22 protein-coding genes are annotated in these 18582 nt (G+C 69.2%); 11 read left to right on the top strand and 11 right to left on the bottom strand.

The window, feature by feature from the left end; translation table 11 throughout:
- Positions 1-3 precede the first annotated feature (3 nt).
- Positions 4-1617, bottom strand: a complete 1614-nt coding sequence (locus ACZ60J_RS00245; protein WP_469677521.1) for an FAD-binding oxidoreductase — start codon at positions 1615-1617, stop codon at positions 4-6.
- Positions 1618-1678: 61 nt separating this feature from the next.
- Here ACZ60J_RS00245 and ACZ60J_RS00250 point away from each other — a divergent pair, with 61 nt between their 5' ends.
- Positions 1679-2323, top strand: coding sequence for a TetR/AcrR family transcriptional regulator (locus ACZ60J_RS00250; protein ID WP_469677523.1), 645 nt, complete (start codon positions 1679-1681; stop codon positions 2321-2323).
- A gap of 799 nt (positions 2324-3122) precedes the next feature.
- Here ACZ60J_RS00250 and ACZ60J_RS00255 read toward each other — a convergent pair.
- Positions 3123-4559 (bottom strand): DHA2 family efflux MFS transporter permease subunit, encoded by a 1437-nt coding sequence (locus tag ACZ60J_RS00255; RefSeq protein WP_469677525.1) that lies wholly within the window; start codon positions 4557-4559, stop codon positions 3123-3125.
- Between the two features lie 444 nt (positions 4560-5003).
- Entirely contained in the window at positions 5004-5243 is a 240-nt protein-coding gene (locus ACZ60J_RS00260) for a hypothetical protein (protein WP_469677527.1), read from the bottom strand.
- Positions 5244-5754: 511 nt separating this feature from the next.
- Here ACZ60J_RS00260 and ACZ60J_RS00265 point away from each other — a divergent pair.
- The 7 genes from ACZ60J_RS00265 to ACZ60J_RS00295 all read left to right on the top strand — a co-directional run bounded on the left by ACZ60J_RS00265 (position 5755) and on the right by ACZ60J_RS00295 (position 9113).
- A complete protein-coding gene (locus tag ACZ60J_RS00265; protein WP_469677529.1) occupies positions 5755-5991 on the top strand; it encodes a peptidoglycan-binding domain-containing protein in 237 nt (78 codons plus the stop codon).
- Between the two features lie 73 nt (positions 5992-6064).
- Entirely contained in the window at positions 6065-6271 is a 207-nt protein-coding gene (locus ACZ60J_RS00270) for a hypothetical protein (protein ID WP_469677531.1), read from the top strand.
- Between the two features lie 143 nt (positions 6272-6414).
- On the top strand, positions 6415-6756 hold the full coding sequence (locus ACZ60J_RS00275; protein WP_469679071.1) for a DUF2690 domain-containing protein: 342 nt from the start codon (positions 6415-6417) through the stop codon (positions 6754-6756).
- 67 nt (positions 6757-6823) lie between these two features.
- A complete protein-coding gene (locus ACZ60J_RS00280) occupies positions 6824-7219 on the top strand; it encodes a peptidoglycan-binding domain-containing protein (protein ID WP_469677533.1) in 396 nt (131 codons plus the stop codon).
- Between the two features lie 43 nt (positions 7220-7262).
- Positions 7263-7583 (top strand): transposase, encoded by a 321-nt coding sequence (locus ACZ60J_RS00285; RefSeq protein WP_469677535.1) that lies wholly within the window; start codon positions 7263-7265, stop codon positions 7581-7583.
- A 320-nt stretch (positions 7584-7903) separates the two neighbouring features.
- Positions 7904-8278 carry a ClpX C4-type zinc finger protein gene (locus ACZ60J_RS00290; protein ID WP_469677537.1) on the top strand — a complete coding sequence of 125 codons (375 nt, stop codon included), beginning with the start codon at positions 7904-7906 and terminating at the stop codon, positions 8276-8278.
- Between the two features lie 400 nt (positions 8279-8678).
- Complete coding sequence (locus ACZ60J_RS00295; protein WP_469677539.1) at positions 8679-9113, top strand: hypothetical protein; 435 nt, start codon at positions 8679-8681, stop codon at positions 9111-9113.
- 31 nt (positions 9114-9144) lie between these two features.
- Here the strand turns inward: ACZ60J_RS00295 and ACZ60J_RS00300 are convergent, their stop codons facing one another.
- Entirely contained in the window at positions 9145-9354 is a 210-nt protein-coding gene (locus ACZ60J_RS00300) for a hypothetical protein (RefSeq protein ID WP_469677541.1), read from the bottom strand.
- A gap of 432 nt (positions 9355-9786) precedes the next feature.
- Here ACZ60J_RS00300 and ACZ60J_RS00305 point away from each other — a divergent pair, with 432 nt between their 5' ends.
- The gene (locus tag ACZ60J_RS00305; RefSeq protein WP_469677543.1) at positions 9787-10968 is read left to right on the top strand and encodes an ATP-binding protein; all 1182 of its coding nucleotides are present in this window, start codon (positions 9787-9789) and stop codon (positions 10966-10968) included.
- Positions 10969-11068: 100 nt separating this feature from the next.
- Here ACZ60J_RS00305 and ACZ60J_RS00310 read toward each other — a convergent pair whose 3' ends face one another.
- From ACZ60J_RS00310 to ACZ60J_RS00320, 3 genes are all read right to left on the bottom strand, one after another.
- Positions 11069-11443: a hypothetical protein gene (locus ACZ60J_RS00310; RefSeq protein WP_469677545.1), complete on the bottom strand. Its 375-nt coding sequence runs from the start codon at positions 11441-11443 to the stop codon at positions 11069-11071.
- Between the two features lie 1011 nt (positions 11444-12454).
- Complete coding sequence (locus tag ACZ60J_RS00315) at positions 12455-14098, bottom strand: ABC-F family ATP-binding cassette domain-containing protein (protein WP_469677546.1); 1644 nt, start codon at positions 14096-14098, stop codon at positions 12455-12457.
- Between the two features lie 171 nt (positions 14099-14269).
- Entirely contained in the window at positions 14270-14431 is a 162-nt protein-coding gene (locus ACZ60J_RS00320) for a hypothetical protein (RefSeq protein WP_469677548.1), read from the bottom strand.
- A 106-nt stretch (positions 14432-14537) separates the two neighbouring features.
- On the opposite strand from ACZ60J_RS00320, the gene ACZ60J_RS00325 reads away from it, so the two are divergent.
- On the top strand, positions 14538-14711 hold the full coding sequence (locus ACZ60J_RS00325) for a CsbD family protein (RefSeq protein ID WP_469677549.1): 174 nt from the start codon (positions 14538-14540) through the stop codon (positions 14709-14711).
- 301 nt (positions 14712-15012) lie between these two features.
- On the top strand, positions 15013-15684 hold the full coding sequence (locus ACZ60J_RS00330) for a hypothetical protein (protein ID WP_469677551.1): 672 nt from the start codon (positions 15013-15015) through the stop codon (positions 15682-15684).
- Between the two features lie 223 nt (positions 15685-15907).
- Here the strand turns inward: ACZ60J_RS00330 and ACZ60J_RS00335 are convergent, their stop codons facing one another.
- The 4 genes from ACZ60J_RS00335 to ACZ60J_RS00350 all read right to left on the bottom strand — a co-directional run bounded on the left by ACZ60J_RS00335 (position 15908) and on the right by ACZ60J_RS00350 (position 18470).
- Positions 15908-16090 carry a hypothetical protein gene (locus ACZ60J_RS00335; RefSeq protein WP_469677553.1) on the bottom strand — a complete coding sequence of 61 codons (183 nt, stop codon included), beginning with the start codon at positions 16088-16090 and terminating at the stop codon, positions 15908-15910.
- 155 nt (positions 16091-16245) lie between these two features.
- A complete protein-coding gene (locus ACZ60J_RS00340) occupies positions 16246-16437 on the bottom strand; it encodes a hypothetical protein (RefSeq protein WP_469677555.1) in 192 nt (63 codons plus the stop codon).
- Positions 16438-16586: 149 nt separating this feature from the next.
- Positions 16587-17795, bottom strand: coding sequence for a NupC/NupG family nucleoside CNT transporter (locus tag ACZ60J_RS00345; RefSeq protein ID WP_469677557.1), 1209 nt, complete (start codon positions 17793-17795; stop codon positions 16587-16589).
- A 210-nt stretch (positions 17796-18005) separates the two neighbouring features.
- A complete protein-coding gene (locus ACZ60J_RS00350) occupies positions 18006-18470 on the bottom strand; it encodes a VOC family protein (RefSeq protein WP_469677559.1) in 465 nt (154 codons plus the stop codon).
- Positions 18471-18582: the final 112 nt, after the last annotated feature.

Consider the following 18582-nt stretch of genomic DNA (forward strand, 5'->3'; position numbering starts at 1 on the left):
TTCCTATCGGCCGGGCAGGGGGTCGACCACTACGCCGGGGTTGAGGATCGCCGCCGGGTCGAGGACGGCTTTGCCCGCCTGGACGGCGGCGGCGAAGAGGTCGGGGCGCTGCCGGTCGTACCACGGGCGGTGGTCGCGGCCCACCGCGTGATGGTGGGTGATCGTGGCTCCGCAGCCGATGAGAGCCTCGGAGACCGCTGCCTTGATCTCATCCCACTGTTCCACCGTCCTCCCCCACTTTCCGGTGGCGTAGATGCCGAAGTACGGGGCAGGACCGTCCGGATAGACGTGGGAGAACCGGCAGGTCACGACGCCGACGGCGCCGACCTGCCGCATGGCGTCCTGGGCTGCCCCGTTGACCGCCGCACGCAGTCGGTCGAACCGGTCCCATGTGCACGCGGTCTCGAACGTCTCCACGATCATGCTCTGCGCGGCGAGCGCGTCCCGCTGGTACGGCATCCGAAGGAATGAGGAGCGCCAGGTGTCCGCGGCTCCGCCGCGCGCGGGATCGTCGGCCCTGCCGGTATAGCGCGGCTGGTCGGAAAGGACACCGCCGTGGTCCCGGCACAGTTCCAGCGCCCGTTCCATCGGGGCGGTGACGGGGTGGTCGGCCGACTCGAAGCCGAGTACCAGGACGGCCGTCGGCGAACCCGCGTTGATCAAGGCTTCCACGGGATCCAGGAGTCTGCAGTTAGCCGGGTCGAGCCCGGACTGCGACAGCGCGCGTACCGCCCGGACACCCGCGTCGTAGTTCGAGAACCCGACTGAGGCGCCGGCCCGCCACCGGGGGCGGTCCTGGAGCCGGACCCATGCCTGGGTGATGACGCCGAGCGCGCCCTCGGAGCCGAGGAACATCCGGTCGGGGGAAGGACCGGCCCCGGAACCCGGCAGCCGCCGTGTTTCGACGGGCCCGGCCGGGGTGATCACCCGTAGCGATTCGGTGAGGTCGTCGATGTGGGTGAGCCGCGTCGCGAAATGGCCGCCCGCGCGGGTCGCCAGCCAGCCACCGAGGCTGGAGAACTCGAAAGACTGCGGGAAGAACCGGAGGGTGTAGCCGTGCGTGCGGAGCTGCGCCTCCAGGTGCGGGCCCAAAACGCCCGCCTGGACGAGCGCGGCCCGGCTGGTGAAGTCGACTTCGAGGACCCGGTTCATCGAGGTCAGGTCCAGGCTGACCACGCCGGAGTACCCATCACCAACACGGGGTTCGACGCCGCCCACGACGGACGTGCCGCCTCCGAAGGGGATCACCGCGATGTTCGCGTCCGTGCACCACTCCAGCACCCGGACGAGATCACCTTCGGACGTAGGCCTCATGACGAGGTCCGGCACGTGGGTCAGTTTCCCCAGCAGTGCCCGCGCTACGTCCCGATACGCCTGTCCGTGGCTGTGCGCCAGCCGGTCGGACGTAGCCGCCGATGCGTACGGCGCCAGAGCCGCGGGCGCCTGTACGCGGCCCGCGGCCACGTCGAACGAGGCTATCGGCGGCGCCTCGTGCACGGTCAGATCCGCGCCCGGAAGCAGCGCAGCGACGCGCCGGGTGAGTTCCTTCCGCTCGGGACCTGTTACCCGGTCCTCCACGTTGCCCCATCCCCACCACGATCGTGTCTTGCCGCTCACTGGGCACCTATCTGAACGTCGAGTAAGTTACCGGGTGGTCAGATTGGCATAGGGTGAGGCCATGAGCAAGCACGAGGAAGGCCCGGCACTCCGGCGCGCGGGCACGAAGGGGATGCCTCGCAGAGACCGGGAACGGCTGATCCTGGACGCCGCAGCGGAGGAGTTCGGCACGAAGGGGTACGCCCGCGGTTCGACCGCGGCCCTGGCGGCGCGGGCAGGGGTCACCAAGCCCATGATCTACGAGTACTTCTCGTCGAAGGACGGCCTCTATCTGGCGTGCCTCGACCGAGCGGGGTCCCGCCTCAGGACGGCCGTCGAATCCGCACAGACGGGACCGAACGACATCACGCGCGCCGCACGCACGCTGGAGGCCCTGTTCCGGACCCTCGAAGGACGGCTGCACGATTGGGGGCTGGTCTACGACCCGACCTTGCCGGCTGAAGGGGAGCTCCACAGCGCCGCCGTCGTGTACCGGCGGGAACTGAACCGCATGGGCGCAGTCGGCGTGGCCGAATTCCTCGGTCCCTCGGCGGCGGACGATCCGCTCGACGCCGAACTCGTCACGCACCTTTGGTATGGGGCCGTGAGCGCTGCCGTCGCGTGGTGGCGCGGCCACCCCGAGCAGACCGCCGAAGGCATGGTCATGCGCATTCAGCGCATCTTTGCCGTGCTTGCCGTTCCTGCGCCGCCACTGCCTCGAGGCTGACGCCAAGTCCCGGAGGGCAGATCCGTTGTGCCGGTCCTCGCGCCGGTGAACGGCGCCTACGTAGGTGATGACCACCGACGCGTAGGCGGTGTCCGCGCCGCCAGAGTGGCCGCATGAGAAGCGAAGTGGGTTGTGGGAAGGTCGTGTTGTGGGTACGGGACGGCGGCGGATCCGGGCCGGGAACCACGCGGCAGGGGGCGGCGGCGTCACGGGCATGCACGAGCCGGCCCGGAACGAGCGAATCGGGGGGGGCCGACGGTGTCCGAGACCGCCCGCGCGGCCTTCGTACGCACCGGCGGGTGAATCCGGATCGGCCCGACAGGTGAAGAGGGGACGTACGGAGTTACGACTCCGTGCCCGTTGCCGCTACAACGCCGCCTGTGACAACGACCCCGCGCCATGCGGCACCCGTCTTCGTCCTCTCGTTCCTCGCGCTCGTGGCGGGGACCGCTCCGGAAGTCCCCGCGCACGCGGCGACGCCGCCCGATCCGATCGTTTTCGTACACGGCTGGAACAGCGACGGCTCCACCTGGAACACCATGGCCGAACGGCTGCGCCGCGACGGCTGGCCGGCCGAACGGCTCCGGCAGTGGAGCTACCCCACCGATCAGTCCGACATCACGACCGCCTCGCAGTTGGCCGACGTCGTCGACCGTGCACGGGCGGACACAGGCGCCGGTCAGCCCCTCACGCGAACACGCTTGGGACTGACTGCGGTCTCTGCCGCGACCGCACTGGGAAGCGGTCACGCCATGGCGGGCCTGCTGAAACTGAAGAGCAGGGTGACTGTCGGGCCTCCTCAGCCCGCCGGGGTCCTGGGGACCGGCCGGACGAGGGTGCAGCAAGCGAGTCCGATCAGGAGCATGGCCACGGGGAAGGCCAGCGCCGCTTGGGTGGCGGTAGTGGGGGTGTCGCCGAGGCGTGCCTGGAGGAGGACGCCGGTGGCGGCGCTGCCGAGGGCTCCGCCGAGTTGCCGCGTGGTGTTGAAAACTCCTGAGGCCGCGCCGACCAGGGATGGCTCCAGGGTCCGGGTGGCAATCCCGGCAAGCGGCACCGAGACCAGGCCGACCCCGACACCGGCCACGAGGAGCAACGGCATCAGCACCCAGATGCTGATGCCGGGGCGCAGCAGCCCGGCGAGAGTGGCGGTGCCCAGGGTGAGCAGGGCGAAGCCCAGGGCCGCGAGGGCGCGGGGACATGTTGTGTCGGACCACTTCCCGGCCAGACGCGCGCACAGGGAGGACAAGGCGAACATCGGGACGGTGGCGGCGCCGGCCGCCAGGGGGCTGTAGCCGAGGTTGCTCTGCAGGTAGATCATCAGCGGCAGGAAGAGTCCTCCCATGGCTGCTCCCATGGCACCGCCCCCGACGGAGGCGGCCGAGAAGTTCCGGTTGTGGAAGAGCCGCAGCGGCAGGAGCGGCTCGCGGGTGTTGTGATGCTGCCACCACACGAACACCGCCAGACACAGGACGCCGAAGACCAGGATCGAGGGGATCGTCACCGGTCCGGCAACTGTGCCCCAGTCGTACGCTTCACCGCTCTGCACCCCGAAGACCAGCGCGGTCAGCCCCACACTGCTGAGCGCGATGCCCCACAGGTCGAGGCGGTGCTCCTTGGTGGGCCGCCAGTCGGGCAGCAGCCGGGCTGCCGCGATCCAGCCGAAGATCCCGACGGGGATGTTGACCAGGAAGATGCCGCGCCATCCGGTCCATGTGATCAGCAGACCTCCGATGACGGGGCCCGCGGCCATCGCTGCACCGCCGACAGCACCCCATACCCCGAGCGCCTTGCCGCGGCGCTCGGCGGGGAACATGTGCACGATCATCGACATGGTCTGGGGCGCGATCAGCGCGGCGGTCAGACCCTGCACGGCCCGTGCCGCGATCAGCACCTCAGGGCTCGGGGCGATTGCACAGGCCAGCGAGGCCACGGTGAAGCCGGCCAGGCCGGTCAGGAAGATCCGCTTGGGACCGTATCGGTCGCCGAGCCGGCCCGCGAGGATCAGCGGCACGGCGTAGCAGAGGGCGTAGGCGCTGTTGACCCAGACGGCCTCGTTGAGGGACGCCCCGAGCGAGGCCTGGATGTCGGGGACGGCCACGTTCACGACCGTGGCATCCAGGCAGATCATGAAGAAGCTGACGCACAGCGCGTACAGCGCTGTCTGAGGGCTCGCGGGCGAGCCGGAAGACGTGAGGTTACGAAGCAGGCGGTGCAATTTCAGTCGCGTCCTTGGCATGCCCGCCCCGGCCGCACCAAACGGCGCCGGAAACCGAAGCGGGGAACGAAAGCCCGTCACGGGCGATGGCGCTCACACACACTTCGATTCGCACAGCAGGACTCCAAAGACTCGACAACACACCGAACACCTGGATCGGTATCCCTTTCATCTTCACAGCCGACACCGACACCGGGCATCCCCCGATTGGCTTTAACGCCTTGCTTCGGGCTCTGGTCCACTTCTCGTGGGGGCTCACGGACAGTGATGTCAGTGGCGTGTGGTCGGATGGCCGGACTCTGTCGTTAATCCGCCGGCAGGCCCTCATGACGTCCTCGTACCCGTCTCTGACTCGCGCCTTGGCCGAAGCCTTGGTCGATGTCCTGTGGTTCATCGACGGTAGCGAGGACGAGCAGATGGACCAGGACGACGCGGTCAAGGTCATGGAGGGTGTGGGCCTCGTGGTCAGCACGCTACCTTGGCCCGGTCCGGGTTGATGGAGGCGAGCCGGGCGAGGGCCTCGTCCAGCGGGTGGCCGCGCAGGTGCGCGGTGTGCAGGCGGTAGAGCGCTTTGGAGAGGGCCTGCGAATCCCGGGCGGGGCCGAGGTCGCGAACGGGGGCGTATACGAGCCGGGCGTTGCCCTGGGCACAACGCACGGTGCCCTCGAGCAGGCCGGACAGGTGCCGGTCGGCTTCCCCGAGCACAGCATCGGCAAAGGCGCGGACGGCGTGGCCTTCAGGTAGCCGGAGGACGGCCCGGCGGACGTCGGCGACGACGAGGAGCGGCGCGAACTGGCAGAGTCCCGCGGCGGCAGGCCAGGGCTGCCGCCCATTCCTGCCAGCTTCCTCGCGCTCATCATCAAGGCTCTCTGCACCGGCTGTTCAGAACCACGATCGATTTCGACCTAGATTCGACGGCATCGCGGCGGAACCTCGACGACCGTCATCCCGGCACGGCGGGCACGCCATAGTCGATCGGACCCTGCCAGCGTCATGCCGTATGCCCTGCCCTCCCTCAACACCTTTGGAGAAGACGCACGTGAAGCGCACCCTGGTCGCTCTTACCACCCTCGCCGCAACCTTCGGGGGCGTCTTGGTCGCCATGGCCCCGACCGCCGCGGCAGCCGATGGCTATTGCAGCGTAGGTAAGATTGTTACCCGTGGCTCGTACTGGACCCAGGTCCCCGCAACCAGCGGTGGGTCCACCGATTGCCTCATGAGCCGTGGTTCCAGCAGCCCGGCAGTCGAGCAGCTCCAGTTCGCCCTGACCATCTGCTACGGCATGGACACCGGGGGCACCGACGGGGTCTACGGCGCCAAGACCGAGGCAGCCGTGCGATCGCTGCAAAGGGCAACGGGCCAGAAGGTCGACGGGGTCTACGGGCCCAACACCCGTAAGGTCGTGGAGTGGCGCTGGTACGCGAACATCGGTGCGAAGTGCGATCGCATCTGACGCTGTGTAGGAGGCAACACAGGCTGTCCTGCTCACTTCCCCGAGCAGTGCACGCAAGAAAGGCTCCTCCCCCATGTCCCTGAGAATCAAGTTCGCCAAGGGCGGTATCGCTCTCACGACGGCGGGCGCGGCGATACTCGCTAACGCGGACGGAATCGTAGGCAACGAAACCGGTACCCAGTTACTGGGTTTCGGGAGCCCCTACTACAACGGGACCTTCTCGACGGGCCCGGGAGCGTTCTACTGGAAGCTGCCCGGCACCAAGGAGTTCAGGAACTGAATCCGGGTCCGGTCTCACCACCCGCTTCCGAGGGGTTCCAGCTCAGGCGGCTGGGGTCGCTCGCCGTCGCCACCGCTGCGATCGCCCTCGCCATCGGATTCACCGGAAGCGCCAGTGCTGCTACCTATGGCGGACAGGTCCCGATCTCCAGCGGCTGCGCGAACTCCGCCGTTACCGCGAAGTCGAGCCCGATCTACGTCAACAGCACCCAGGGCGGCACGATCGAGCTGCGCTACAGCACCTCCTGCCGCACCGTCTGGGGCCGTGTGCGCTCAACCGGCCCCTACGGCGCGGCCACCGTCACCCGTACCTGGGACTGGGAGTGGAACCGCTGCGACAGCCTGTCGTGGAACTCCTGCATGGGCCAGTACTCCTGCTACACCGCGATGCTGAACGACGCGGGCGTCCAGTCCTACGCCACGGGCTCCGCCTCGATGTCCAACGGCTACAACTCGGTGACCTCAGCACCGGTCGCTACTGAGTGAGCCGCGGGCGGCAGCCGCTCGGCCCTGCCCCACTCATCCACACGACGAACACCGAAGGACCCAAGGAATGAACCTCAAGAAGATCGCCGGCGCTGCCCTCAGTGTGGTGATGCTCGCGGGTCTCGGCACCGTGGCCACCGCCACGAGCGCCTCGGCCAGTGGCAACTGCTACTTCATCCAGTACTGGAACTCGGACCTCGCGCCACGCAGCTACTGGGTTCCCGACCACAACCTCTCCTACAACCCCGGCCGCCAGGACGCCTGCGTCGTCATCGTGCAGCAGCAACTGAACTCGGCTTACAACGCCGGCCTCGCGACGGACGGCTATTTCGGCCAGAACACCCTGAACTGGGTCAGGCGCTTCCAGAGCGACTTCCACTGCGCCGGCGGCGTCGACGGCGTCGTCGGGCGCAACACCGCCAGCTGCCTGGACTGGGTCACCGGCACGTACCAGGCCTCCTAGTAGCCGTCTTGTCATGTCGGGTCTCTGGTAGTTCGCTGACTGCATGAGCGCTGGGGACCTTGCCGCGGTGCAAGTCCGGCTGGAGGGGTTCACGTCCGCGCTCTTCGCGCCGCTGGTTCGCCGGGATCAGCGGGCGAAGGACCAGTCGTATCTGCGTGGCCTGCCGCTTGACGGCCGGCGCATGTCGCTGCAGCCAACGGCCGAGCGGCCCAGTGTGGGGTTGGATCATCAGCGGTTGCAGCACTTCACGACTTCTTCGACCTGGCCCGTCACTGATGTGCGGGCCACGCCGGCCCGCCGGGTGGGGGCCGACGGTCAGGCCGGGCAGATCGCCGAGAATCGCACCCCTGCGCACCGCGCTTGAAGTCCATGGAGCTGTTGGAGACGACGAAGCCGGCCCCGGTAGACGACCAGCTGCATCGGCGCCGTGTCCGTGTACTCGGTCGCAGCCTTCGGGGCTTCGATCGTCTTCGTGCGGGTGCTGCCGATGGTGTAGGCGCGGCCGTCAGCAAGGAGAGCGAGCTGGGTCGCCGGCCTGGGGCGCCATGATCATCCCTGAACCAGCCGAGAGCCAGGGACGGTTCGGAAGCGGTGGACGCCCGCTCCGGCGCACTCCAGACCCTCGTCAGGTGTTCCCTGACGCCCTAGGGTGTCAGGGAACACCTGACACCCTAGGAGTGTGTGATGGCCCTTCCCGACCCCGCAGCCGAACTCGCCCGCTGTTCCTTCTGCGGCAAGCCCAGCACCGAGGTTGCCAAGCTCATCGCCGGTCCTGGCGTCTACATTTGCAACGATTGCGTCTCCCTGTCGTCCTCGATCATCGACGGCACCCTCAACAGCAGCGCGAAGGGCCCGCGCGGGCCCATCTGGGACTCGATGGCCGACGACGAGCTGCTGGGCCACATCCCGCGCATCGCCGCGCACATCGACGAGTCCCAGGCCGAACTGCGCGCCTGGGTCCAAGAACTGCGCCGCCGCGGAATCGCCTGGGCCGGGATCGGCGAGGCCCTCGGCATCACCCGCCAGTCCGCATGGGAGCGCTTCGCCGACCAGGAGTAGCACCGCTGGACACGGTCCTGCCCGTTCCCGCACCGCACCTGCAGCGCGGCCGGGCCGGCCACGCCGGTCTTCTCCGAGGCCGTGATCGAGCCGCCTGTGTCAAGCCATGACCGGAAGGTCGGCTACTGGGATGCAGAGCGGGCGGGCGGGTTACGTCATCTGCCGGTTGTCGGTAGCCCGGCCCTTGGTGGTGCCGGGAGCCCTCGGCCGCCGCACGGCCCTGGATAGCTTCCTGAAGAGCTACCCCGGGGCCGCCGGGTTCAGTGACCGGGCGGCGCCGTCTTGCGGCCCCGGCGCTTCTTGAGCACAGACCCATGACCCGGCGGTGTCAGTGCGGGCAGTTAGGATCCGCTGTTCGGTTGTCCGATCGGACGGGGTGGGTCGGCAGTGGGGGGCTGGGATGAGCGTGCATTTGCGGGGAATCGCGTCGGAGTTGGCGCAGGTGCTGTGGCGGGAGCACACCGTGTACCGGGACCGTGAGGGCGGGGTCGTCATCCGCGGCGAGCACGTGCGGCGATGGATCAGCCTGGCGCCGGCCGGCGGACCGGGTGAGGTCCGGGTGCGGGTCGGCCGGATCCTGGAAGGCGGCACGACGGCCCCCGCACGTGCCGAGGCCGTCGCGAGCCTGTCCGTCGGGCCGACGGAGCTGGCAACAGTGTGCCGTCGGCTGCTCGCCGAGGCGTCAGTCGATGCAACCACCGCTCCCCCGCCGGGCCGTGGCCGACGTACTCCCCGACGGGGCCGCCACACTGGCTCAAGCTCGTGGCTCGTGGTACTCGCCGTGGCCGGAACCATCGTCGGCATCTATCTGGCCCGGGCCTCCGGCACCCTCTGACGCATCGGTGATGAGACTCTTTGAAAGTGGGTCAGGCGCCGGGCTCGGTGCCCGCCTCGCGGGCGGCATGCCGCTGGACTTCTTCCGAGGGCGCCACCAGCGGCCCGGCCACCGGTCCGGCGGACTCCGGCCGGTCCATGGCGCCCCGGCACAAGGTGGCCACCCCGGCCGTGCCGGCCAGGACCGACAGGACGAAGTCCGCCTGCACCGAACCGAGGTGGCCCGCCCGCAAGGCGGCCACGAGAACAGCGCGCCGGTCACCAGCAGGCCCTCCACACCGATCCGGTCCCGGCCCGACAGCGACCACCAGGCCGCCCGTACCCGCTCCGGGCCTGCCCGCGCCGAGCGCTGCATCCACTGGGCGCAGCAGAGAGTCACGCCCTGCCGGAAGTTCGCAGGAAAAGACACCTCAGGCCGAGCCGAGAAGGTCCCCCGCGCGCCTTCGGCGGGACCTTCACGCTGCTCCGCTCCCAGCAGCGGCCCCCCAGAGCGATGGCTGCGGCAAAGCCGTGGACGCGACTACCTGGGACCTCACCGAATAGGGCCTGACCTGCCCATTTATCGTCAGATATCTAGGATGGGCATGCACCGGCGACGGCGTGGAAGCAGCTTCGGCTGCTTCGGCGACATCCGCTCGCACACATACTCAGGACGGCCCAGGGGAGGGTGTTTCATGACAGAGTCCGGCAACCTCAGTCAGCCCGCGAACGTGAACGAGTACAACGCCAGTCACATCCAGGTACTCGAGGGCCGCGAGGCCATACGCAGGCGCCCCGGCATGTACATCGGCTCGACCAGCGAGCGCGGCCTGCATCAACTCGTTTACGACGTTGTCACGTATGCCGTCGACGAGCACCTGGCCGGCCACTCCGACAGCCTCGACGTCACGATCACCGCGGACGGCGGCGTCCGCGTCGCTGACAACGGTAGGGGCCTCCCCGTGGAGGTGGAGGAGGCAACGGGCACGTCGGCCGTCGAACGCGAGCTGACGGAGCTGTCTTTCGGCTCCAAGCCCCACAGCGGCTACTGGGTCCCCGGCGGCCTCAGCGGCCTGGGCCTGTGCGTGGTCAACGCCCTGTCGAGCCGGCTCACGGTCGAGGTCCACCGAGATGGGCGCCGCTGGTCGCAGGAGTACGAGAAGGGCACCCCTGTGACTACCTTGACGAGGAACGAGGAGACGGGCGAACACGGAACCACGATTGCGTTCCTGCCCGATGCCGACATCTTCGAGACCACCCGCTACTCGTTCGCCACGCTGTCGCAGCGCCTCCAGGAACTGTCTTTCCTCAACGGGGGCCTGGCCATCTCACTGACCGACGAGCGTCCGGAACGGTCGGTCCGCTACCACCACCCGGACGGCCTTCGGGCCTACGTCGCCCACCTCAACCCCTACCCCGCGAGCCTGGTCCACTCCCCCGCCATCTCCTTCGAGTCGGAGAACGAGGACGGGGACAAGACGATCCTCGTGCAGGCCGCCCTACAGTGGAACACCTGCTCCACAGGCGGGTTCCACTCCTTCGCGAACAGCACCCGCACCCATGAGGGCGGCGCCCACGAACTGGGCTTCCGTACCGCGCTCACAGAGGTCGTCAACGACTACGCGCGGCATCAGCGACTGATCGGTGGAGGCGACGAAGACATCACCGCCGAAGCCATCTTCGAGGGGCTGAGCGCGGTCATCTCCGTAAAACTCGCCCACCCCGTCTTCGCAGGCTCCACCAGGACCAAACTCAGCAATCCCGAAGCAGACGCCTACGTCCAAGAAGCCGTCCGAGAACACTTCACCAACTGGCTGCACCACCACCCCGACCAAGCCGCTGCCATCATCCTCCACATCGCCAACGCCTCCACCTGACCTGCGAAGAAGCGACAACGGAGCTCCAGCCGGCGAGCAAGTCCACTGGACAGGGGCAAACACCTGGATAGACAGGTGCCGATTACCTGCGGAGTACGGGCTACTTCGCCTCGGTTACGTTCTTGGCGCAGTAGAGGACCGCGTAGCGATGGCTGTCCCAGGTCGCACGTGGATCGTCAACGTGGAGTTTCGTGGTGATCTCCGAGCGCTGCTCGGGGCCGCCGGCGAGGAACACCGTGAGCTCGAAGACGATGTCTTCGACGTCTTCCTCCACCTCAGCGGTGAGCTCGACGACCACGAAGTGAAGGACGATCTCTTCCGGCCGAGGCTCGACGGCGACGGCGAGAACATCCGGTCCGATGAGCCCCAGCGAGGCCTGGAGCGTTTGGATCAGCAGATAGTTCCTCCGGAGCAGGTCACGCTCCTCGGTCGCCGTGATCTCCGGGTTGTAGTACTGCCTGCCGGGATGATCCATCTCCTCAGCGTAGCCCCCGGGCCGAACAGGATTCACAGAAAGATCCCTAGCCCGCCGGTTGGTATCAAGGCCGCCTCTCAGCCGGAGCCCGGAAGCCGCGCTCCGGTACCGGGCGCGGGAACATGCCGTACGGGCACGTCGAGGGCGCTTTCCCGCTCGGCCGGTGGCCCTCCGACCAGCGCCGCGCATTCCGGGCCGGATCCATGAGCGGGGAGCACGCCGCCGAGCGGGAAGGGCTGGGAATCATACGGGACTCCGTCGGGACTCCGTCGACGCCAACTTCGAGACCAACCTCGCGGCCGCGCGGGCCTACAACCAGGTCCACGGGGCCCTGGCCACCCCGCGGCACGCCACCGCCCTGGACAAGCCCGTCGGACAGTGACTCACCAACGTCCGCCGGCCCGGCGGGCTCGGCCAGGACTCCGTACGCGCCCAGCGGCGGGCCGCCGCCTTCGCGGGGATCGACGAGGACTGGAACCCGGGCATACGAGGGTGGACGGTGGACTGGCAACGCCAGGGATCTCAGATCCAGAAGTCTCAGGCCATCGTCATGCCCGTGCTCGAATAGCAGCGGCAGAAGCAGTCGAAGGCCCCGAGGGTGAATCTCCTCGGGGCCTTCGGCATAGCTGGTTGCGGTGGGGCTGGTCAGTCGGTCTCGGCCAGGTCGGCCGTCGGGCCCGATGTGGCCTGCAGGCCCTGAAGGCCCGATCGCCCCCGGCCTGTGGCCGCTGTTTCATAAGTGGTCCCTCGTGAACCACCGCTTCGGACGCTGCTCGAACTGCGACCGCTACCTCAGGAATCCCACGGGCAGGACCTGCCAGCGCAAGGGGCGGACCCCCGGCGCCACTGGCCGCGCTCGCTGCCGCGCAGAGAGGATACGGGCCGGCCGTCACCTCCAGCAGGCTCGCCGACCGCTACGGCATCGGCACCCGCGGCGCCGAACGCCTCATCCACGAAGTCCGCACCGCTGCTCAGAGCTGGGGTCTGTCGTCGAACTCCCGCCAGCCCCGGTCACGCCACGAGGGCTGCGGGGGCCGGGCGGGCGGCGGTTCGGTGGTCGGGGGCCGGGAGTTCCAGGCGCCGCCCCGTGAAGCCGGCCCGTAGCCGCCGGTCGTGGGTGACCACCACGAGGGTCCCTGCGTACGGCGCCAGCGCCGCCTCCAGTTCCTCCACCACGGCGGGGGCCAGGTGGTTGGTCGGCTCGTCGAGCAGCAGCAGGTCCAGCGGGCCGGCGGTGACGAGGCGGCCCAGCTCCAGCTTCCGGCGCTGGCCGGCCGACAGGTCCCGGACCGGCCGGTCCAGGTCGGCGGCGGCCAGCAGGCCGAGCCCTGCCACCCGCGCCGCCCTGGCCTCCCCGAACAGTGCGGAAGCCGACCGGGCCTCGTCCGCGAGCAAGTCGTCCTGCCGCAGCATCCCGACCCGGCCCGGCACCCGCAGGGTCCCTCGGGTCGGAGCCAGTTCACCGGCGAGCAGGCGCAGCAGGGTGGACTTCCCGGCACCGTTGGGCCCGGTGACCAGCAGCCGTTCGCCCGGTTCAAGGCGCAGCGACAGCGGATCGAGTCGGCCCGGTACCGCGATCCCCTCGGCGTGGACGGCCCCCACCGCGTCGCCTCCAGTGAAGCCGCCGGTGAAGACGAGCGGCTCGGGGGGCCGGGGCACCGGGTTGTCGTCCAGGCGCTGGAGCCGTTCCCTGGCGTTGCGGATGCGGCTCATGGCGCCGTGGGCACGCGATCGCGCCCGGAACGCGCCTGCTCCGCTGAAGGCCGCCGGGGCCTTGCGCGGGATCACCGCGAGCCGGTCGATGTGCCGGTCGGCCAGCCGTTCGACGCGCCGGGTCTCCTCGCGCCATTCCTCGTACTCCCGCTCCCAGCGCGCCCGGGCGGCGGCGCGGGCGGCCAGGTGGCCCGCGTAGCCGTTGCCGTGGCGGTGGACTGTGCGGCGTTCCTGGTCGACCTCCAGGACGGTGGTGGTGACGCGGTCCAGGAAGAGCCGGTCGTGGGTGACGGCGACGACGGTCCCGCGATGGGTCAGGAGGCGTCGCTCCAGCCAGTCGACGGCCTCGTCGTCGAGGTCGTTGGTCGGCTCGTCCAGCAGGAGCAGTTCCGGTTCGGAGGCGAGGGCGCCGGCGAGGGCGAGCCGGGAGCGCTGCCCGCCGGAGAGGGTGCCGAGGACGCGGTCGGGGTGCAGCGCCTCGCGTTCGCCGAGTCGGCGCAGGGCGGTGGCGAGCCGCCGTTCGGCCCCGTGGCCGCCGCGTGCCTCGTGGCGGGCCAGCAGGACGTCGTAGGCGGCCAGTTCCTCCGCTCCGGCCAGGTGCATCCGCGCCTCGGCCGAGCGGATGTCGCGCTCCAGGGAGCGCAGTTCGGCGAGGGCGTGGTCGACGGCGTCGCCGACCCGCGCAGTGAGGGGGAGGTCGAGGGTCTGTCCCAGGTGGGCCAGACCGCCGGGAGCGCGGACGAGGACCTCGCCCCGGTCGGGGCGCTCCAGTCCGGCGAGCATCCGTAGCAAGGTGGACTTGCCGGAGCCGTTGTCCCCGACGACCCCGACCCGTTCGCCGGGCCGGACCGTCAGGCTCACGCGGTCGAAGACGGGACGCGCGTCGTAGCGCTTGCCGACCTCGGACAGGACGATCTGGGTTGCGGCGGGTGGAGTGCGCAAGCGCGTTCCTTTCGTTGACGACAGGGGAGGCGGGACCGGAAACCGTTGCGAGACGGACCGTCTCGTCTTGTTGCGTGGGAGACGTTACCCCACGCCGACCCGCCACGCAAGACGCTACGTCTCGCGACATCCGGACAAGGTCGAAAGGGGCGACCGCAAGAGCCCTGGGCCTCACGCCGACCCCATCTCCGGCCCCCTCCGGTGCCCGGCCGCCGCGGGGCCTCGTGGGGGGCCTGGGTGGGGGTTGTCGCCGAGCTCGGGGACCTGGACCACGGTGGCCAGCAGCTCCCGGGCCCGGACGGTGATGGTGTAGTCCAGGCAGTGCTTCACCACGGAGCACACCGCCTCGACACCGAGGTATGAGCCTGCGGGGTTTGAGCTCGGGGATCGGGAGCAGTAGCGGGCTACGACCAATCCGGTACATCACGAGGAGGTCCCGATGTCGGGCACGGAGAAGACCAAGGCCACCGTCGAGCAGGCCAAGGGCAAGGCCAAGGAAGCCATGGGCCGCATCGCCGGCAGCAGGCGAATGACCGCCGAAGGCCACGCCGACCAGGTCAAGGGCAAGACCCGGCAGACCAAGGAAGACATCAAGGACACCCTCCGCCCCTGAAAAGCCCGCGCACGGCCAACAGCCGTCGCACCCCATGCTGGGCCCCGACCTACCCCCCCCAGGTCGGGGCCCAGCCACATTCCGCACCTCCCGGCGTCAGGGAGGAGGCGCTCGCCGGCTACAGCACGTAGTGGTCTGTCGAGCCCGTCACGGTGGTCTATCCCGCCATCTCCCGGTTGGCCGGGTCTTCGAGGAGGTGCTCAGGGGCACGGGACCCGCAGCAGTGGCGGGCGTCGGCAGCGGTGCGAGGCTGGAGGAGAGGCCCCGAGTCGAAGTGTGATCGGGTGAGGAGGCGATCACGGTGCCTGGAATGGACTCGCTGGTGTCGTTCGCGCCCTTCTTGGTGCCCGTGATCACCGGCCTGGTCGGAGCGGTCAGCCTTCTCGTCAGGGACCGTCGCGAGGCGCGTAGCGCCGACCACCACTACCGCCGAAGGCTGGAGAAGGCGCAGATGGAGGTGCAGTTCATCACCGGCTGGATCGAGGCGAAGAAGTCAGCTCCGAGCGACGGCCCCACCCCTGAGCCGGGCCGTTGGCTGGACGAGTGCTACGCCTCGGTACGCCGCTACGAGGAGGCCTCGCACCGCCGCCCCGGTGGCCCGGGCAGGTTCCGGCGACTTCTCCTGCTGCGCCCGCTGCGGGAAGGACCGGCCAGACTCGTACGGATCGCCTACTGGCTGGTCCTGCTCGCCTTCAACGCCACCCTCGCCTGGTGGGTGAGCTTGATCGTGGGAGGGCCGCCGAGCTTCCTGAAGACCGACGCAGGGTCCCATACCGAGGAGATCGAGTCGGTGCTGGGCCTGGCCGGCGGATTCCTCTTTGCCGCCGTCCTGCTGTGGGTGTGGACGGTACGTCTGGACGCGTCCGATCCGCGGGATGCCGTCCCGTGCATCGACTCGGCGGCCTGGTCGGCGCGGGAGGCCGAGCGTCGGCGTGGGACGGCTGCGAAGCCGCGGCCAGCGCGTAAGCAGTAGACGGGGGAGGTCCCCGGCGGCGGGAGCCGTGTCCTTCGCGGTGTCCGCTCGGCCGGAGGGCACCGGCGACCGAGGGCACGATCTCCCTGCCCGCCTGTGAGAACGCGTGCATGGAGGCGAGGGACCACTGCACGTACGCCGCGACTTGGGTCGGCACCAAGTTCCGCTGGTCCCCCGCCGCCGATGAGGCGCAGGGTCCAGGCGCTCCTCGGCGACGCCGTGATCAGTCGCCGTACCGCCTTTGGTACTCGTCGACAGCCACACCCACCGAGTCGCCTCCGCGCACCTCCCCGATACCCAGGGCTTTCAACTTCGCCTTGGTCTCGGCCTCGGCCTTATCCGACGGAGTCTTCTCCGCCGCGGCCTTATCCGGATCCGGTTGCGGGCTCGCGTTCTTCTCACTCACGTCAAACCGCCTTCCAGACAGGAGAGGGGCGCTTCCATCGTCACACCGCGTCCGAGCCCCTGCCCGGTGGAGCCCCCACCCCACGCCGCTCCGACGCAGCAGAACCGGGCCCTCAGGCCCGGTTCGTGCCGCTTCTTGCCCGTCCCCGGTCGGCCTCAGCGGCCGGTGCGGCGTGCCGGCGCGTGGGCGGTGTTCCGCGCGAAGCAGCCGTGGGCGCAGAGCGCACCACAGGCGCCCTTGCGCAGCGTGGTGTCGGCGAGGGCGCGCCATGTGGGGAGGGGCGTCAGGCCGAGCGTGATGTCGGAGACGTCCGCGTCTCCTCGTGTGTTCGTGGCTACCGTGTTCACTGTTCCTCCTCCGAAGAAGTCGTCCGGTCCTCTCCAGGACACCACCGGAGCGCCGGCCCGCCTGTCCTCCAGACGGACGATCGGCGAGAGGAGGTACCCGTCCGGGCTCGGGCAGGAGTGTCCGTACCGGTCGGGGGGCGGGTAGCGGGTCAGCCGACGATGCCGACGATGGCGGCGTTGCTGAGATTGGCGAGGGTGCCCGCCAGCAGGGCCAGGAGGCCGAACCTGGCGACGTCGGGCCGGCGCTCGGGGGCCAGCGCTCCGAAGGAGCCGAGCTGGATGGCGATCGAGCTGAAGTTGGCGAAGCCGGCGAGGGCGAAGGTCGTGATGAGCACGGTCTTGTGCTCCAGGCTGGGGATCTCCGGTCCGAAGGAGGCGTAGGCGACGAACTCGTTGATGACCAGCTTCTGCCCGAGGTAGCTGCCCACCGTCGTGGCTTCGCCCCAGGGCACCCCGATGAGCCACGCGACCGGGGCGAAGAGCCACCCCAGTACCCGCTGGAACGTCAGGCCGTCCACGCCGACCCAGCCTCCGACCGCGCCGAGGATGCCGTTGGCCAGGGCGATGAGCGCCACGAACGCGATGAGAAGGCAGCCCACGATGACCGCGAGGCGGCCTCCGCTCAGGGCTCCACGGGCGATCGAGTCGATGGCGTTGGCCGACTCCGTGTCGCGCACGCCGCGGATGTCGGCCTGGTCTTCGGGCTTCTCCGTCTCGGGGTAGATCGCCTTGGCGATGACGAGCATCGCCGGGGCGTTCATGACGCTCGCCGCCAGCAGGTAGGGCAGGGGGGCACCGAGCAGTGAGTATCCGACCAGCGTGGAGCCGGCCACGGAGGCGAAGCCGCCCGTCATGCAGGTGAACAGCTCGGAGCGTGTGAGTCGGCGCAGGTACGGGGCGATGAGCAGCGGCGCCTCGGACTGTCCGAGGAAGATCACTGTGGTGGCCCAGATCGACTCGACCCGGCTGGTCTTGAGCAGCCAGGAGATGGCGCCGCCCACGATCTGCACGATCCACTGGATGACGCCGAGGTAGTAGAGCAGCCCGACGAGTGCGCCGAGGAAGATGATGACGGGCAGCACGCCGAGGGCGAAGGGGATGTTCGAGCCCTTGGCGAGCGAGCCGAAGAGGAACTCCGTTCCCGCCGTCGTGTAGGCGATCAGCTTGGCGATCATGTCGGCCAGCCCGCGCAGCGCCTCCCGGCCGGGTCCCCATTTCAACACCAGCAGGGCGAAACCCACTTGCAGGGTGAAGCCGATGCCGAGGGTCCGCCAGCAGATCCGGCGGCGGTGCCTCGAGATGGCGTAGCACAGGCCGTAGATCACGATCAGGCCGAGCAGTCCCTGCAGCCGTGTCATCGGACGCGTTCTCCCCATCGGGCCGGTCCGGCCCCTCGCGGCCTGGCGACTCGCGTGTGGGCCGGACGGTACCGGGCGCACGCCGTCCGACCCTTCGGACCACAACCCGGACAAACAAGACGGTTCGAACCTACGAGACAGCTCCTCCTGAACCGTCCAGGACACGCCCGATCTCCCTCGCTCGCGTCGCGGGGATCGCGCCAGCGCGAGCTAGTGCGCGTCGCCGACGGCGCCGCGCAGCTCGGCCTCCAGGTCCAGCGGGCCGAGTGGCTGGCGCCCCTTTACCCAGGTGTCCCGTGGAGTGAGCCACATGACCTCGAATTCCAGGCCGTCCGGGTCCTTGGCGTAAAGGGATTTGGTGGCCCCGTGGTCAGTACCGCCCAAGAAGGCATCCGCTGCTATGAGACGCTTGCGTATTCCCACCAGGGAATCCAGCGAGTCGCACTGCCAGGCCATGTGGTACATGCCCGTACCACCGGGTGGAGCGCTCGCTTCGACCTCGGCACGAAAGAGACCGAGGTCGTGGTGGTTGGGGCTGACGGGAGAACGAAGGAACGCCTTTTCGTCTCCGTGCTGCTCGATCACAGACAGGCCGAGCACCGAGCAGTAGAAATCGGCAGAACGATTCACGTCCCGGACCCAGAGAACCACGTGGTTGACTCGTTCGACGGTCATGGTTCGCTCCTCGCTCCGAACTTCGCTGATCTCTCCTATTTCAACACTCCGGGGGCATCCAGGATATTCGCGTGCGTGAAACCTGACGGAGCACGGTGAGGACGATCCGCGG

Source organism: Streptomyces sp. NPDC104226, assembly GCF_055584085.1.

Coding starts and splice junctions, on each gene's coding strand:
- ACZ60J_RS00345 (WP_469677557.1), bottom strand. CDS start 17,795: ATGACACGGCTGCAGGGACTGCTCGGCCTGATCGTGATCTACGGCCTG.
- ACZ60J_RS00350 (WP_469677559.1), bottom strand. CDS start 18,470: ATGACCGTCGAACGAGTCAACCACGTGGTTCTCTGGGTCCGGGACGTG.
- ACZ60J_RS00310 (WP_469677545.1), bottom strand. CDS start 11,443: ATGGATCATCCCGGCAGGCAGTACTACAACCCGGAGATCACGGCGACC.
- ACZ60J_RS00280 (WP_469677533.1), top strand. CDS start 6,824: ATGAACCTCAAGAAGATCGCCGGCGCTGCCCTCAGTGTGGTGATGCTC.
- ACZ60J_RS00270 (WP_469677531.1), top strand. CDS start 6,065: ATGTCCCTGAGAATCAAGTTCGCCAAGGGCGGTATCGCTCTCACGACG.
- ACZ60J_RS00250 (WP_469677523.1), top strand. CDS start 1,679: ATGAGCAAGCACGAGGAAGGCCCGGCACTCCGGCGCGCGGGCACGAAG.
- ACZ60J_RS00290 (WP_469677537.1), top strand. CDS start 7,904: ATGGCCCTTCCCGACCCCGCAGCCGAACTCGCCCGCTGTTCCTTCTGC.
- ACZ60J_RS00255 (WP_469677525.1), bottom strand. CDS start 4,559: ATGCCAAGGACGCGACTGAAATTGCACCGCCTGCTTCGTAACCTCACG.
- ACZ60J_RS00325 (WP_469677549.1), top strand. CDS start 14,538: ATGTCGGGCACGGAGAAGACCAAGGCCACCGTCGAGCAGGCCAAGGGC.
- ACZ60J_RS00285 (WP_469677535.1), top strand. CDS start 7,263: ATGAGCGCTGGGGACCTTGCCGCGGTGCAAGTCCGGCTGGAGGGGTTC.
- ACZ60J_RS00265 (WP_469677529.1), top strand. CDS start 5,755: ATGAGCCGTGGTTCCAGCAGCCCGGCAGTCGAGCAGCTCCAGTTCGCC.
- ACZ60J_RS00305 (WP_469677543.1), top strand. CDS start 9,787: ATGACAGAGTCCGGCAACCTCAGTCAGCCCGCGAACGTGAACGAGTAC.
- ACZ60J_RS00295 (WP_469677539.1), top strand. CDS start 8,679: ATGAGCGTGCATTTGCGGGGAATCGCGTCGGAGTTGGCGCAGGTGCTG.